Source organism: Polynucleobacter sp. Fuers-14, assembly GCF_018882045.1.
Lineage (GTDB): Bacteria > Pseudomonadota > Gammaproteobacteria > Burkholderiales > Burkholderiaceae > Polynucleobacter.
Genome location: NZ_JACVPG010000021.1, coordinates 65231 through 81037 on the forward strand (window position 1 = coordinate 65231; position 15807 = coordinate 81037).

The following is a 15807-nucleotide window of genomic DNA, read 5'->3' on the forward strand; positions in this document are numbered from 1 at the left end:
CTTAGAGTGAACGTGCAACTTCAGTAACTTCAAATACCTCAAGCTGATCACCTTCTTTAATGTCGTTATAGCCTTTTAATGACAGGCCGCACTCGACACCGGCACGAACTTCTTTAGCGTCATCTTTGAAGCGCTTGAGAGAGTCCAGTTCACCAGTCCAAACAACGACGTTGTCACGCAAGAGACGAACACTAGATGTGCGTTTGATGATTCCATCAACCACCAAGCAACCCGCGATAGCGCCAACCTTAGATACCAAGAAGACTTGACGAATCTCAACGAGACCAGTGATTTCTTCTTTCTTATCTGGAGTCAACATGCCGCTCAGCGCCAACTTCACTTCATCCACTGCGTCATAAATAATGTTGTGATAACGAATATCCACACCATTGTTTTCAGCCAGCTTACGAGCCGCTGCATCCGCGCGGGAATTGAATCCAAAAATAACCGCTTTAGAAGCAACTGCCAAGTTCACGTCAGTTTCAGTAATACCACCAACACCTGCGTGAACAATTTGCACCTTCACCTCCGGTGTAGATAGCTTCATTAATGACTGCGCCAAAGCTTCTTGAGAACCTTGCACGTCAGCCTTGATGATCAACGGCAATAACTTGGCTTCAATGGCACCTTCTTCCATGTTTTCCATCATGGTTTCAAGCTTAAATGCCTGCTGTTTAGCCAACTTCACATCACGGAACTTACCTTGACGGAAAAGTGCAATCTCACGAGCCTTACGCTCATCAGGAACCACTTGTACTGACTCACCAGCTGCAGGAACATCTCCTAAACCTTGAATCTCAACTGGGATAGATGGGCCCGCTTCATTACATGGCTTACCGTTTTCATCCAACATGGCGCGTACGCGACCGTAAGTTGAACCCGCTAACAACATATCGCCACGTTTTAAAGTACCCGACTGAACCAATATGGTTGCAACAGGACCCTTACCTTTATCCAAACGCGCTTCAATTACCAATCCTTGTGCTGGAGCATCTTTAGGGGCCTTGAGCTCGAGGATTTCTGCTTGTAACAAAACGTTTTCAAGGAGAGCATCAATGCCCTCACCAGTTTTTGCGGATACCGGAATAAATGGCACATCGCCACCGTATTCTTCAGGAACCACTTGCTCTGCCACCAACTCAGTTTTGACGCGCTCAGAATTGGCTTCTGGTTTATCAATCTTGTTAATTGCCACAACAATTGGAACGCCGCCTGCAAGTGCATGGTGAATCGCTTCTTTTGTTTGCGGCATCACACCGTCATCAGCAGCAACTACCAAGATCACAATATCGGTCGCCTTAGCACCACGAGCACGCATTGCCGTAAAAGCTTCGTGACCCGGGGTATCCAAGAAGGTAATCATGCCACGCGGAGTTTCCACATGGTAAGCACCGATATGCTGAGTAATGCCGCCAGCCTCACCAGTAGCTACTTTGGCTGCACGAATCTTATCGAGCAAGGAAGTTTTACCGTGGTCAACGTGACCCATCACCGTTACAACTGGAGGACGCGGCAACAACTCCGCATCATGACCGTCTGTACCGAGATCTAAATCTGGATCATCCAATTTTGCAGCAAAGGCTTTGTGACCCATTTCTTCAACAAGAATCATTGCGGTATCTTGGTCAAGCACTTGATTGATGGTGACCATTTGGCCCATACCCATCAAGAGCTTAATCACTTCTGCACTCTTCACCGCCATTGCATGAGCTAACTCAGCAACAGTAATGGTTTCTGGTACATGAACATCACGCACTATAGCTTCTGTTGGCACTTGGAAGTTGGTATCTACGTTCGCTTCAGCAATTTGACGTTGCTTCTTACGACCACCGCCTGAACGCCAACCACCAACACCACCAGAAGAATCTCCGCGCGTCTTTAGGCCACCAGGTTTCTTAGCGCCTTCTTCTTGCCAAGTCGATGATGTCTCGGAAGATTTAATAGTCTTGCCGCCAACTTTAGCAGCAGCCTTCTTCTTATCATCAGCACCTTCAACTTTTGCAGGTTTGTGCAAAGTACCTTTTTTCGCTTCTTCAGCAGCAATTTCACTTGGCGCTTTGAGAACACGTGCAGGAGCGCTCATCATGTCGCGGATTGCTAAAGCCTCAGCTTCAGCAGCAGCACGACGAACACGAATATCTGCTAATTCTTTTTCTTTGCTAGCCGCTAAATCTTTAGCGGCTTTATCTGTTGCTGCCTTTTTCTCTGCTGCCGCTGCGGCAGCAGCCGGCGCTGCATCTACAGGCGCTTCTTCTTTAGCAATTACTGGAGCCGCAACTTCTTTTTGACGTGCTTCTTCGGCGGCCTTCATTTCTGCTTCTTGACGCGCCAATAACTCAGCCTGGCGCGTTGCTTCAGCTGCGCGTTTCTCTAATTCTTCTTCAGAAATTATGGGTTTAGCTGGTGCTGCTGGAGCAACTTCTTTAGCCACTGGAATCGGAGTCTCTTCAGGCGCCTTATCACCGGCCTTAACGAGCACACGTTTTTTACGAACTTCAACTTGTACCGTGCGAGTGCGTCCAGCAGAATCCGCTTGACGAATTTCTGAACTCTCACGCTTGATTAAAGTAATCTTTTTGCGAGCGCCAGAATCTGCACTGCCATGTTCTTTTTGCAAATGCTCAAGCAGGACAGTTTTGTCCTTTTCGGTAATGCCATCGTCCTCAGAACCCTTTTCAATACCGGCCGCCTTCAACTGCTCCAAGAGGTCTGGCGCGGTACGTTTTAATTCTTTAGCGAGTACTTTTACTGTTGTTGCCATGCACTACTTCCTCTCATGAAGTAAACCAATGTTCGCGCGCTTTCATGATGAGCGTTTTCGCAGTTTCTTCGTCAATTTGTGTCGCCTCAACTAGCTCATCAACAGCTAATTCAGCAAGGTCGTCACGGGTATGTACTTGATTGTCAGCAAGCTTAGCAATCAGCTCTGTAGTCATCCCTTCCAGGGAGCGTAAATCTTGTGAAACCTCACCAATACGCTCTTCCTTTGCCAACTCCATGGTCAACAAAGAGTCACGAGCGCGGGTACGCAACTCATTCACAGTATCTTCATCAAATGAATCAATCTCTAACATTTCAGACAATGGTACGTAGGCCACTTCTTCTAATGTGTTGAAACCTTCTTCAATCAAAATATCAGCCACTTCTTGGTCTACGTCCAACTTGTCCATGAACAATTGACGTACAGAAGAAGCTTCTTTTTCAGTTTTCTCAGCAGACTCTTCAGGAGTCATGATGTTGATCTGCCAACCAGTCAAATCACTCGCCAAACGAACGTTCTGTCCACTACGGCCAATAGCGATTGCCAAATTCTCTTCGTCAACCACTACATCCATCGCATGACGCTCTTCATCAACCACGATTGATGAAACTTGAGCTGGAGCCAAAGCACCAATCACAAATTGCGCTGGATCTTCAGACCACAATACGATGTCGACCGCTTCGCCGGCTACTTCGTTACGGACAGCAGTTACGCGTGTACCACGCACGCCAACGCAAGTGCCAATTGGATCGATGCGCTTGTCATAAGTAATCACAGCAATCTTTGCGCGCACACCAGGATCACGGGCAGCGCCCTTAATCTCCAGTAAGCCCTGTTCCATTTCTGGAACTTCGTTCTCAAACAACTTAATCAAGAAGTCTGGGCAAGTACGTGAGAGTTCGATTTGTGGGCCACGTGCTTCGCGATCCACCTTAAGAATATAGGCGCGAACACGATCACCAGAGCGTAAGTTCTCTTTTGGGATCATTTGATCACGACGCAGCAAGGCTTCAACACGACCGGATTCAATGATCAGGCCATTCTTGTCGGCACGCTTGACGGTACCGGTCATGACTTTTTCGCCACGCTCAAGGTAGTCGTTCAAAATCTGTTCGCGTTCAGCGTCACGAATGCGCTGCAAGATGACTTGCTTAGCAGCTTGTGCGCCGATACGACCAAATGCTAAAGATTCAATTTCCTCTTCGATGTAGTCACCAACTTCCATGTCGGCGAGTTGCTCTTGGGCTTCAAATTGCAGAATCTCTTTGTCCGGCTCTTGCAAACCAGCTTCATTGGGCACAACCAACCAGCGACGGAAGGTTTCGTATTCACCAGTTTCACGATCAATTGAAACGCGGATATCCACGTCTTCTGTAGCGTAGCGCTTCTTGGTCGCAGAGGCCAAAGCCATCTCCAACGCCTCGAACACAATTGCTTGATCAACGTTCTTTTCACGCGCTAACGCGTCTGCCAACATGAGAACTTCTCGGCTCATGACTTTCTTCCTTTGAAATCAATAACAGGGACCAACCGAGTCTTATCGACCTCGGCTAAAGAGAACTCCAATTGAGAAGGCTGACCATCAGCACCCTCAAATACCAAACCAAACTTTGCATCCGGTGAATTCAATTCACCACTCAGCAAACCTTGTAACTCACCACGAAAATTCTTGCGACCGCCAACTGCCACGCGCAATTTCAAATCCACTTGCATTCCAGCGAAGCGCTCATAATCAGCGGCACTTTTCACTGGACGATCCAATCCTGGAGATGAAATTTCTAAACGCTCATAAGGAATGTTTTCAACTGGCAAGGTGTAGCTCAATTGATGGCTCACCTTCTCGCAATCCAAAACAGAAATCAAGCGTTCGTAATCTGGGTTTTCAATCGTGACGCGCAGCAATCCTCCGGCTTCACGCTCAATCTCTACTAGCGTGTAACCTAAGTTTTCCAGCTCTGCAGAAATAACCTGCTGATCCTTCACGACATCCCCTCATACCAAAATGGCAAAAAAAAATGGGCTTCAAAGCCCATATTCTTGAAATTCAGAACAGGCCGACTTACGTTGATCGCAACATCAGTCGGTAACTACTAAATACAGCAGAATCATGCTGTAAGACCAAAATTATAGCCTATTTGGCATAAAACCGATACAAATCAGAAGCTTTCGCCCGGATTACGGGGTTTTCTAGGTCCTTTATTGAAGGGTTTGCGCCCTTTTGGTGCGCTACGTTTAGGCCCATTTCCAGGACTCTGGGGGTTGCCCGTCACAAAAGCAGACTGCCCGTGGTGAACTTTGCTGCCTTTACTGCGGTTTTGGCCCTGACCGCCTTGACCACCCTGTCCGCCTTGCCCACTTCGACCGCCTTGACCACCCTGTCCAGGTCTGCCACCTTGAGTACGACCCCGAAAAGATCCGCGCCCTTCGCCAGAACCACTGCCGCCACCAGGTTTTCCACCTCTACCCTGATGCGTTAGGCCGTTATGGCCACTAGCAAGGGTTAGAGCATCACGGGATCCCCAGTAGGAAACGGAGGTTTGCATTGGATCTGGCTGGAAATCTTCTCCAACTGGACGACGATCTCGATTATTAGGGTTAGGGCCACGGCCCTTATCTTGAGGCTGTGGCATTTTTAAACCAGCAGACTTCATCAAGTTATAGATGCCGCCAGCCTCAATCTCTTCCCATTTGCCACGTCGGAGGCGTGGAGGTAATAAGAAAATGCCGTAACGAGTTCTAATCAAGCGAGAGACTGTATGACCAACTGCTTCGAACATACGACGCACTTCGCGATTACGACCCTCACTTAATGCAACGTGATACCAACGGTTAGCGCCTTCGCCGCCGCCCATCGCTAGGCGCAAGAATTTAGCTTGGCCATCATCGAGCGTGATACCACTCTTTAAGAGCGAAGTATTTTCTTGACTCAAGTCGCCCAAGATGCGCACGGCGTATTCACGCTCGACACCGTAACGGGGATGCATTAAGCGATTTGCTAACTCACCAGAAGTGGTGAACAACAAAAGACCTTCGGTATTAAAGTCCAATCGACCTACCGCGATCCAGCGTCCTTGACGCGGTTTAGGTAAACGATCAAATACGGTTGGACGACCCTCTGGGTCTGACTGGCTAACGATCTCACCTGCCGGCTTGTGATACATGATCACGCGCGGCGGCTTAGTCTGAATCTTGCGATGTACAGGTTTGCCATTGATACGCACTTGATCTGTTGGTCCAATACGCTGACCAATATGCGCTGGTAATCCGTTAACTGATACGCGCCCTTGAATAATCAAGTCTTCCATATCGCGACGGGATCCCATACCAACATCAGCTAATACCTTGTGCAACTTAACGGTATCTTCATCATCAGCATCATCATCTAAACCATCGAGGTCAGACCAAACTTCATCACGCAAACTGAGTGGGAGATCATCAACGTTCGCAAACTGCAGACTACTCATTTCCTCATCCGTTGGCGCATCTGAATCCTCATCTTCGCGTGAGCGTTGTGCACGCTGCGCGCGACGCTCTGCACCAGTTTGATGAGATACCTCATTCTCATTCACACTATCAGGATTTTTTAATTCCTCAACTTCAGGAGCATCTAAAGCAGCGTCAAACTCACCAGAGACAACTGAGGCAAACAAAGCCTCACTCTCAGCTGGATTGGGAGCTAATTTAGAAGATTGGTTATTGCCTTGATTATTACCGCCTTCGCGCGGACCATTGGAATCAGTACCTTCACGGCGTGGCCGATCTTTATTAAATGGGCGCTTCTTATTAAATGGGTGTTTACTACCTCCGGCACCTTGGCGGCGCGGGCGACGTTCACCACGCTCTCCGCCTTCAGACTTTTGGCCATCCGAGTTCGATGGTGCAGCATCTGCATTAGAAGGGGTTGCCGATGGATTTACTACCGGGGATGAATCGTTTTCGTTAGGGCTTGTCATTAATTATTATTTTGTTTCGTCTGGGTTGTCTTCAGACTCAGGGGTAACTTCATTAGCCTCTTCTTCAGAAACCTCAATGCTGGCTTCTTCTAAAGTGGCTTCGGTTGTCTCTTCGTCAATCTCGCTCACCTCTTGAGCATCCGCATCAATCACTACTGTCTCAACAGTGGCAGATGGATCAAACTCCATCACCGCTTGACCTAATTGCGCTGCAGCAGCCATTGGCGCCGCATCTTCCAAAATCGGCAAGCTTTGTAAATTGGTCAGACTGAGATCATCTAAAAATTGTTTGGTGGTGGCATACAAGCCTGGGCGACCAATAGTTTCTTTATGACCAATTACCTCAACCCAACCACGATCTTCTAATTGCTTCATTACGTTACTACTCACAGCAACACCACGGATTTCCTCGATCTCACCACGGGTTACAGGTTGGCGGTAAGCGATGATGGCTAAAGTTTCCATAACAGCACGTGAATACTTCGGCGGCTTTTCTGGAGTCAGGCGATCAAGGTACTCACGCATCGAAAGACGGCTTTGAAAACGCCAGCCAGTTGCGATATGCACCAATTCCATACCCTTGTCATCCCAAGCGCGTTGCAGCTCGACTAATGCTTCATCGATATCTGCCGTAGTGATGTCTTCTATAAATAAGCGAGACAAATCAGCAACGGTGAGTGGTTCCTGTGCGCACAGGAGGGCTGTTTCAATGACGCGCTTATTGTGATCGTCCATAAAATTCGGGCTACCAGGAGTAATCCTGACTAGGCTTTAAAAGGTATTTAGTAATGGGTTTTGGTGTTCTCAAGCTACTACGGACAATCCATCTCATCAATTCTTCTTGGGATATGCCCGCGCTGAAACGAAGTACTTTTCGTTCACCTTGCGCCCATTATAAGGTAGGCTCAATACAATAGCCATATGCATAAGAATTCCACAAAACCCCCTTTATCCAGGCCTCAGGCCATCCATTCCTTGGAGCGCCGTCGACTCCTTGGCCTCGGAATTGGCATGGGCGCCCTCCTTGGGGGCGTAGGTTTGAGCTCTTGCAGCCTTGTTGGGAGTAAAAAACCTGTGGTTGGCCTAGTTCTAGGCGCTGGAGCAGCTCGAGGTTTTGCTCACGTGGGCGTCATCAAGGCATTAGAAGCCCAAGGCATCAGACCCGATATTGTTGTTGGTAGTAGCGCTGGTAGCGTGATTGCCACCCTACTCGCATCAGGCGCCACTGGGAATGATCTCAATCGCTTAGCCCTCAATCTAGATGAGGCCACGATTGCCGACTGGGGCCTCCCATTTGCTGGCCGATTTGGCGGACTTATCAAGGGTGATGCCCTGCAAAATATGGTGAATCGAGAAGTGCAAAATAAATCGATTGAACAAATGCGCATCCCTTTGGGAATTGTTGCTACTGAATTGCAATCTGGCCAAGGGGTTCTATTTAGAACAGGCAATACAGGCTTAGCCGTTCGCGCATCTTGCAGCGTACCCGGAGTATTTCAGCCGGCAGTGATCAGCGGCAAAGAATATGTCGATGGCGGTTTAGTGGCACCAGTACCAGTCAGCTATGCAAGACAGATGGGGGCAACCTTAGTCATTGCAGTAAATATTTCTTCCGAGCCGGCTCATCAAGATGCCAGCGGAACCTTAGGTGTTTTGCAACAAACCATCTCTATCATGCAGAGAAGCATCAATCAGTATGAACTCAAGAGCGCAGATATCGTGATTCAGCCGCAGTTAAAGCAAATGGGTAGCGGTGATTTCAAATCCAGAAATGCCGCCATACTCGCCGGTGAAGCTGCGGCGCAAGAGCAAATGGGTTTGATTAAAGAGAAGCTGAAAGGCTAGCAACCATCAGGCTGCAGAGGGCTTGATTAAAGGCTGCGTGAATTACGCTTAAGATTTTTGACTTCGTTAAGAAGCTCTTGACGCTCAGAGTCATCGAGATTGTCGCTACCGTCTAAACGACGTGCCCCGTCAAAACGTTTATCCCAATAGAGGCTACCGAGATCATCCACTCGAACATTGGTGCCTTTGGAAGGTGAGTGAATGAATTTGTTATCGCCCACATAAATTCCGACGTGAGAAAAAGTGAGGCGCATCGTATTAAAAAATACAAGATCTCCTGGCTGCAATTCTTCACGGCTAATCGGCTTACCAACACGACTCATTTGCGTTGACTTGCGTGGCAATAAGAATCCCAACTTATCTTTGAAGACGTAGCCAACAAAGCTACTGCCATCTAATCCAGACTGCGGTAATTCTGTATCCCAGCGATAGCGCACGCCAATGACTTCCATAGCGCGGTTAATTAATTCGTCTGACTTGCCAGTCACGGTATCGGCCAAGCGGTCCGATACTCGGGCAATGTAGGAGCGCCCTGCTTGGAACATGCTTTCTTTGGGAACTACAGCATCCGCAGATGCCTCTACCGCCGTATCAACCGCATAGGCAGATACAGAGATGATGGCGCCTAAACCTAGGCCCAGCAGTTTTAAAAGAAGTGCTTTTTTCAATGACATCGGATCAGTTTAACAAAGAACCCTCAATTAACCAAGTCTTCACTCTATGCTTAAGTCTTTGTTTATAATGATAAAATTGCTTTATATCAGGGCGCATGCACCAAATTAGCCCATTCAAGGGGGGTTTGATCCGCCATCTAAGTCAACTCTGCAGCTGCAAATAGTTCCCTGGTATAGATCTGACGGGGATGCTTAATGAGGGTTTCGGTATCACCAAATTCCACCACCTTGCCCCCTTTGAGAACCATCACTTCGTGAGACATTGCTCTAATGACTGCTAGATCGTGACTAATCATGAGATAGGCTAAGTTGTACTTTTTTTGCAGCTCGGTCAATAAGGCAAGCACCTGCTTTTGAATAGAGACATCCAATGCCGAGGTGGGCTCATCTAATACCAAAATTTGTGGGCGCAAAATTAAGGCACGCGCAATCGCAATTCTTTGGCGCTGTCCTCCAGAAAATTCATGGGGGTAGCGCAGAAGCGCAGAACGATCTAAACCCACCTCTTTAAGCATATCCACTACACGTGTCTCACGTTCTGCAGTAGATAGTTTCGGAAAATGCACATCCAATCCCTCAGAAATAATCTGCAATACGTTCATGCGCGGTGACAGCGAGCCAAAGGGATCTTGAAAGATCACCTGCAAGCTAGAACGCATCGCACGTCGCTCCATAGGCATGAGTTTTTGCCAATCGCTGCCAAGCACATCAACATTGCCAGTCACTTCTGCCATTGAATCACCTAGCAAACCGAGCACAGCCATACCTAGGGTGGTTTTGCCAGAGCCAGATTCTCCAATCACACCAATGGTCTGTCCTTGCTTTAATGCAAAGCTGACTTTTTTCAACACTTTATGTGATGGCGCTTTTTTAAACCAAGAGACTGATTCTTCGCTCGGGTAAGCAACCGAGAGATCCTCTGTTTTCAACAACACTGGAGCTAATGGCATCAGAGGTGCCAGGTCGCGTACCGGCTCACTATTGACCAAGGTGCGCGTATAAGGATCCTCTGGATGTTCAAACACTTGTTTGGTTGGCCCAGCCTCCATCAAGTTACCTTGATTGAGCACAGCGACACGTTGTGCAAAATGCTTCACCAAATTGAGATCGTGGGTGATCAACAGAATGCCCATACCGCCATGATCTTTAGATTCTTCTTGGAGCTCTTTGAGTAAATCCAAGATTTGCAAACGCAAGCTCACATCTAAAGCTGTCGTAGGCTCATCGGCAATCAGTAGCCGAGGCTTACATGCCAAAGCCATCGCAATCATGGCGCGTTGTCTTTGGCCGCCTGAGAGTTGATGTGGATAAGAATGAAAGCGGCGCTCAGGCTCAGGTATTCCCGTCTTACGAAGCAAATCAATCGCGGCATCAATCGAATCCGCTTTAGATATCAAAGGTTGATAGATCTGCACTGCTTCAATAATTTGATTGCCCACAGTAAAGAGCGGGTTCAAGGCCGTCATCGGCTCCTGAAACACCATCGCAATTTCACGACCGCGAATCTCCCGAATATCTTGGATAGACATCGAGAGCAAATCTACCGTGCCCTTCCCATCTTTTTTATTCCACAGAATCTTTCCAGAGACTTTGGCGCCCTCGGGCTCTAAACGTAATGGCGCCAATGCAGTCAGCGTCTTACCTGAGCCGGATTCCCCAACCAATGCCACACGCTCACCAATGCCGATTTCTAAATCAAGATGATTGACTGCAAACTTTTCCCGACGACCCGTTCCAAATGAAATGCACAGATCTTCATAACGAAGCAAACTCATGAGCGACCTCCGCTCATTACGCCAGCCTTACGAGAATCAAAAGCATTACGCAATGCTTCACCCATAAAAGTTAATAGCAACAGAGTTGCGACCAAGACAACAAAGGTTGATAGAGAGATCCACCAGGCATCGAGATTGCTTTTGCCTTGAGAGAGCAGTTCGCCCAAGCTTGGAGTGCCCGGGGGTACACCCAAGCCTAAAAAGTCCAAACTGGTTAAGGACAAAATGGCGGCACTCATGCGAAATGGCAAAAAGGTAATCACTGGGGTCAAGCTATTAGGCAGGATGTGACGCCACATGATTTGTAAATTGGTTAAACCTAATGCTCTTGCTGCACGCACATATTCCAGGGCGCGATTGCGGAAAAATTCTGCACGGACGTAATCTGATAGACCCATCCAACCAAAAGCGGCCAACAAAATAATCAGCAGGGAAACGCTAGGATTAAAGATCGAGGCAAAAATGATGAGCAAGTACAGCTCTGGCATAGCTGACCAGATTTCTATGAGGCGCTGAGAGACTAGGTCAAACTTTCCTCCAAAGAAGCCCATTAAGGATCCAGTGATGATGCCCACACTCACGCCAACAATCGTTAGTGCAAGACCAAAAAGAATCGATAAGCGGAAACCATAGATCAGACGAGCCAAAACATCGCGCCCACGATCATCAGTCCCCAACCAGTTCTCCCATGAAGGTGGTGCTGGATTAGGCACTTGTGAAAAATAATTGAGCGTCTCATAGCTATAGTGAATCGGCGGGTAGATTGCCCAGTTTCCATTACTAGTAATGTTCTGACGAATATCGGGATCTAAGAAATCAGTTGGAGTCGCAAAGTCACCACCAAAGACAGTTTCTGGCTGACTCTTCACAATCGGAAAATAGAAATGGCCTTCATAGCGCACCACTAAAGGCTTGTCATTCGCAATCAATTCGGCGCACATCGATAAACCAAACAGGACCATAAAGATCCATAAGCTTGCATAACCCATGCGACTATTCTTGAAGCGCTGCCAACGACTCATGAGCCGCCTCCTGCACCAAACTGAATGCGTGGGTCCACATAAACATAGCAAAGATCAGAGATTAACTTAGTGAATAAGCCAATCAGAGTGAATAAATACAGAGTGCCAAAGACTACTGGGTAGTCACGACGCATTACGGACTCGTATGAAAGCAAACCGAGTCCATCTAATGAGAATAGTGTTTCGATCAACAGTGAGCCAGTAAAGAATGCGCCGATAAATGCTGCCGGGAAACCCGTTACTAAAGGCAAGAGTGCATTACGGAACACATGTTTCCACAACACTTGCTTTTCGGTAAGACCCTTTGCTCGTGCAGTCAGAACATACTGTTTACGAATCTCTTCTAGAAAAGAATTCTTGGTCAGCATAGTCACTACTGCAAAACTACCCAAAACAGAGGCGGTAATCGGCAACACTAAATGCCACAAGTAATCCATGACTTTGCCAAACAAACTCAGATCACTCCAATTATCCGAAGTAAGGCCTCGTAGCGGAAATAACTGTAAGAAACTGCCTCCACCAAACAGCACCAGCAATAAGACACCCAGCACAAAACCAGGAATGGCATAACCCACCAAGATCATGCTGCTGGTGACGGCATCAAAGCGAGAGCCATCGCGTACTGCTTTAGCTATTCCTAAGGGTATGGAAACTAAATATGTAATAAAGAAGGTCCACAGTCCAATACTGATCGAGACTGGCAACTTAGAGACCACTAAAGTCCAAACGCTTTCGTGTTGGTAGTAGCTTTCACCCAAGTCAAATCTGGCAAAGCGGCCCAACATCATGAAATAGCGTTCGAGTGGCGGCTTATCGAAACCGTATAAGGCTTTAACTTCCTCTAGACGCTGTGCATCGACACCTTGACGGCCGCGATAGGTTGATCCGGATCCGGAGGACTCGGAGCCGCCTGTTGCAGCACCGCCCTTCCCTTTTAACTCCAATACCATTTGCTCTACTGGACCACCTGGAACAAATTGCACTACTGCAAAGGTAAGAGTTAGCACCCCCAAGATTGTCGGAATCATTAGAAGCAAACGTTTAAAAATATAGGCGCGCATTTGACCTTGCATTATTTAGCCTCTTCTTTCCACCAGTTTTGCATGATCCATGCCTCGGCCGAGTAATACAAAGGAGGCTCTGGATAACGCATCTCGTGGCGAAAGGCAACGCGATGGGTTGGGTTGTACCACTGCGGCACAACGTAGTAACTATTCCACAGAACTCTATCTAGAGCTCTCGTTGCGGTTCTTAGCTGTTCCCGATTTTGTGCTTTGGTAATTTCATCAATCAAAGCATCCACCACGGGAGACTGCACGCCAATCACATTATCAGAGCCTTTTTCTTTAGCGGCCTGACTGCCAAAGCGGTCCCAGAGTTCATTTCCTGGATTTTGGGAGTCCTGAAATCTGACGGTGGTCATATCAAAGTCGTATTCATTCATACGCTTTTGATGCAAAGCAAAATCGCTGGTCCGAATATCTACTTGCACTCCCAGCTTTTCTAAGTTGCGTACATAAGCAGAAATCACTCTCAAGAAAAATCCACCATCTTCAACTATCTCAAAACGAAATGGCTCACCCTTTTCATTGCGCAATGCACCGTCACGATATTGCCAGCCCGCATGAAGAAGGAGTTCACGGGCTTTCTTCAAATTCTGGCGTAGGCTGCCAGGCGACTTAGTTGATGGCGCCGCAGGCATCGGGCCAAAGACTGCATCCGGAACCCACTGTGGGTATTTTGCTTTTAAGGGCTTGAGTAGCTTTAGCTCTGACTCTGTAGGTTTGCGAGGGCCATCAAAGTTGGCACTCAAATCACTGTTGGTGAAATAACTATTGATACGGCTGTACTGATCAAAAAATATTTGGCGATTGAGCCATTCAAAATCAAGTGCATAGCCTAAGGCTTCGCGCACACGCGCATCTTTAAAAATAGGCCGTCGCACATTCATAGCGAAACCTTGCATGCCAGCGCCATTGTGATTTAGGAATGCTTTCTTTAAGAGAACACCTTGATCAAACTTAGAGCCCACATACCCTTTAGCCCAGATCTTGGCGCGATATTCAACCAGAGCATCAAACTCCCCCGCTTTAAAGGCTTCCAGCCTAACAGCATCATCGCTGTAAAGCTTATAAAGGACTCGATCAAAGTTATAAAAGCCTACGCGGATATTTAACGGTTTTCCGAGTTGATCAGCCCAATAGTTTGGGTTCTTTTTAAAAACAATCGATTTACCTGCTTTGAAAGATTCAATCAAATAAGGCCCACTACCGATTGGCGTTTCAAAGGCAAGACTCTCAAATGGAATCACCGTTCCATCTGCTTGCTTGCCCCAGTTCCGCGAGAACACTGGGAATGTTCCTGCCAGGATAGGTAGTTCAGTATTGTCATTCTTAAAGTCGAAGCGGATGGATCGATCAGACAAAACAACCGCTTCTTTAATATCCGCAAAAGTCGTTTTATAACGCGGATGCGCTTTACCGCTCATCAAGGTATCAAAGCTATATTTAACATCAGCAGCCAAGACTGGACTGCCATCTGAAAATTTTGCCTCAGATCGAAGATGGAAGGTGACCGATTTGTGATCTTTGGCTACCTGAATATCATCTGCTAATAAACCGTAAATACTGGAGACCTCATCAGCGCTTCCCTCGGCCAATGACTCAAACATCAATTCAATACCGGGAGCGGTGATACCTCTCAGGGTAAATGGGTTGAATTTATCAAAGCTCGTTCTTTGCCCTGGATTTGGCAAGACCAGGGTTCCACCGCGGGGAGCATTGGGATTAACGTAATCAAAATGGGCAAATCCATCGGGATATTTAGGCTTGCCGTATTGTGCAATCCCTTGTCCTGCCAGAGCTATATTGGCCCCTAGCCCCGCTAGCAGGGCTAGCAGCAATAAATAGGCAATTTGTCGAATGGGCTTTAAGGTGGGCATATATGCAACAATTGTAGATAGCTAATCATATTTGAAGTAAAGGACACAACATGGGCTTTCTCACCGGCAAAAAAATCCTCATTACCGGCCTCCTCTCCAACCGCTCTATTGCCTATGGCATAGCCAAGGCCTGCCACCGCGAAGGTGCTGAACTAGCCTTTACCTATGTAGGTGAGCGCTTTAAGGACCGTATCGTTGATTTTGCAAAAGAATTCAATACCGAACTGATTTTTGACTGCGATGTGGGCAGCGACGAACAAATCAGCGCCCTTTTTAAGGATTTAGCCAAATCCTGGCCCCAATTTGATGGTTTTGTACACGCGATTGGCTTTGCGCCACGCGAAGCAATTGCTGGCGATTTCTTGGAAGGTCTTTCTCGTGAAGGCTTCAAGATTGCTCACGACATTTCTGCTTACAGCTTCCCAGCAATGGCAAAAGAAGCGCTCCCGATGTTGCGTGATAAATCCTCATTACTCACATTGACTTATTTAGGATCCATGAAGAATGTTCCTAACTACAACACTATGGGTTTAGCAAAAGCATCGCTTGAAGCATCCGTTCGCTACCTCGCTGGCTCAGTTGGCCCTAAAGGCATTCGCGCTAACGGCATCTCTGCTGGCCCAATTAAAACTTTGGCCGCTTCTGGCATTAAAGGCTTTGGCAAGATTTTGCAAGCGGTTGAGGAAACTGCTCCACTGCGCCGTAATGTGACGATTGATGATGTAGGCAATACTGCTGCATTCTTATTGTCTGACTTAGCCAATGGCATCACCGCTGAAATCATTTACGTTGACAACGGCTTTAGTCAAGTGGTTGGCGGAATGGATGAAGTTTGA

The 15807-nt window shown here is 47.5% G+C and carries 12 protein-coding genes; 2 read left to right on the plus strand and 10 right to left on the minus strand.

Going from position 1 to position 15807, the window contains the following annotated elements; genetic code table 11:
• Position 1: 1 nt before the first annotated feature.
• The 5 genes from infB to scpB all read right to left on the minus strand — a co-directional run bounded on the left by infB (position 2) and on the right by scpB (position 7449).
• Complete coding sequence (gene infB, locus ICN40_RS10285; protein ID WP_216243849.1) at positions 2-2761, minus strand: translation initiation factor IF-2; 2760 nt, start codon at positions 2759-2761, stop codon at positions 2-4.
• Between the two features lie 13 nt (positions 2762-2774).
• Complete coding sequence (nusA, locus tag ICN40_RS10290; protein ID WP_072583484.1) at positions 2775-4256, minus strand: transcription termination factor NusA; 1482 nt, start codon at positions 4254-4256, stop codon at positions 2775-2777.
• Positions 4253-4744, minus strand: a complete 492-nt coding sequence (gene rimP, locus ICN40_RS10295; protein ID WP_072583483.1) for a ribosome maturation factor RimP — start codon at positions 4742-4744, stop codon at positions 4253-4255. The genes nusA and rimP overlap by 4 nt, the downstream gene beginning before the upstream one ends.
• Positions 4745-4917: 173 nt before the next feature.
• Positions 4918-6714: a pseudouridine synthase gene (locus tag ICN40_RS10300; protein ID WP_216243850.1), complete on the minus strand. Its 1797-nt coding sequence runs from the start codon at positions 6712-6714 to the stop codon at positions 4918-4920.
• 6 nt (positions 6715-6720) lie between these two features.
• Complete coding sequence (scpB, locus tag ICN40_RS10305) at positions 6721-7449, minus strand: SMC-Scp complex subunit ScpB (protein ID WP_072583481.1); 729 nt, start codon at positions 7447-7449, stop codon at positions 6721-6723.
• Positions 7450-7635: 186 nt separating this feature from the next.
• On the opposite strand from scpB, the gene ICN40_RS10310 reads away from it, so the two are divergent.
• On the plus strand, positions 7636-8559 hold the full coding sequence (locus ICN40_RS10310; protein ID WP_143143913.1) for a patatin-like phospholipase family protein: 924 nt from the start codon (positions 7636-7638) through the stop codon (positions 8557-8559).
• A 26-nt stretch (positions 8560-8585) separates the two neighbouring features.
• Here the strand turns inward: ICN40_RS10310 and ICN40_RS10315 are convergent, their stop codons facing one another.
• The 5 genes from ICN40_RS10315 to ICN40_RS10335 form a co-directional block, all read right to left on the minus strand.
• On the minus strand, positions 8586-9233 hold the full coding sequence (locus tag ICN40_RS10315; RefSeq protein ID WP_216243851.1) for a C40 family peptidase: 648 nt from the start codon (positions 9231-9233) through the stop codon (positions 8586-8588).
• Positions 9234-9370: 137 nt separating this feature from the next.
• Positions 9371-11008, minus strand: a complete 1638-nt coding sequence (locus tag ICN40_RS10320; RefSeq protein ID WP_216243852.1) for an ABC transporter ATP-binding protein — start codon at positions 11006-11008, stop codon at positions 9371-9373.
• Entirely contained in the window at positions 11005-12030 is a 1026-nt protein-coding gene (locus ICN40_RS10325) for an ABC transporter permease (RefSeq protein WP_072583477.1), read from the minus strand. The genes ICN40_RS10320 and ICN40_RS10325 overlap by 4 nt, the downstream gene beginning before the upstream one ends.
• Complete coding sequence (locus ICN40_RS10330; protein ID WP_192846863.1) at positions 12027-13091, minus strand: microcin C ABC transporter permease YejB; 1065 nt, start codon at positions 13089-13091, stop codon at positions 12027-12029. Before ICN40_RS10330 ends, ICN40_RS10325 begins: the two co-directional genes overlap by 4 nt.
• Positions 13092-13102: 11 nt before the next feature.
• Positions 13103-14971 carry an extracellular solute-binding protein gene (locus ICN40_RS10335; RefSeq protein ID WP_216243853.1) on the minus strand — a complete coding sequence of 623 codons (1869 nt, stop codon included), beginning with the start codon at positions 14969-14971 and terminating at the stop codon, positions 13103-13105.
• Between the two features lie 50 nt (positions 14972-15021).
• Here ICN40_RS10335 and fabI point away from each other — a divergent pair, with 50 nt between their 5' ends.
• Positions 15022-15807 (plus strand): enoyl-ACP reductase FabI, encoded by a 786-nt coding sequence (gene fabI, locus ICN40_RS10340; protein WP_072583474.1) that lies wholly within the window; start codon positions 15022-15024, stop codon positions 15805-15807.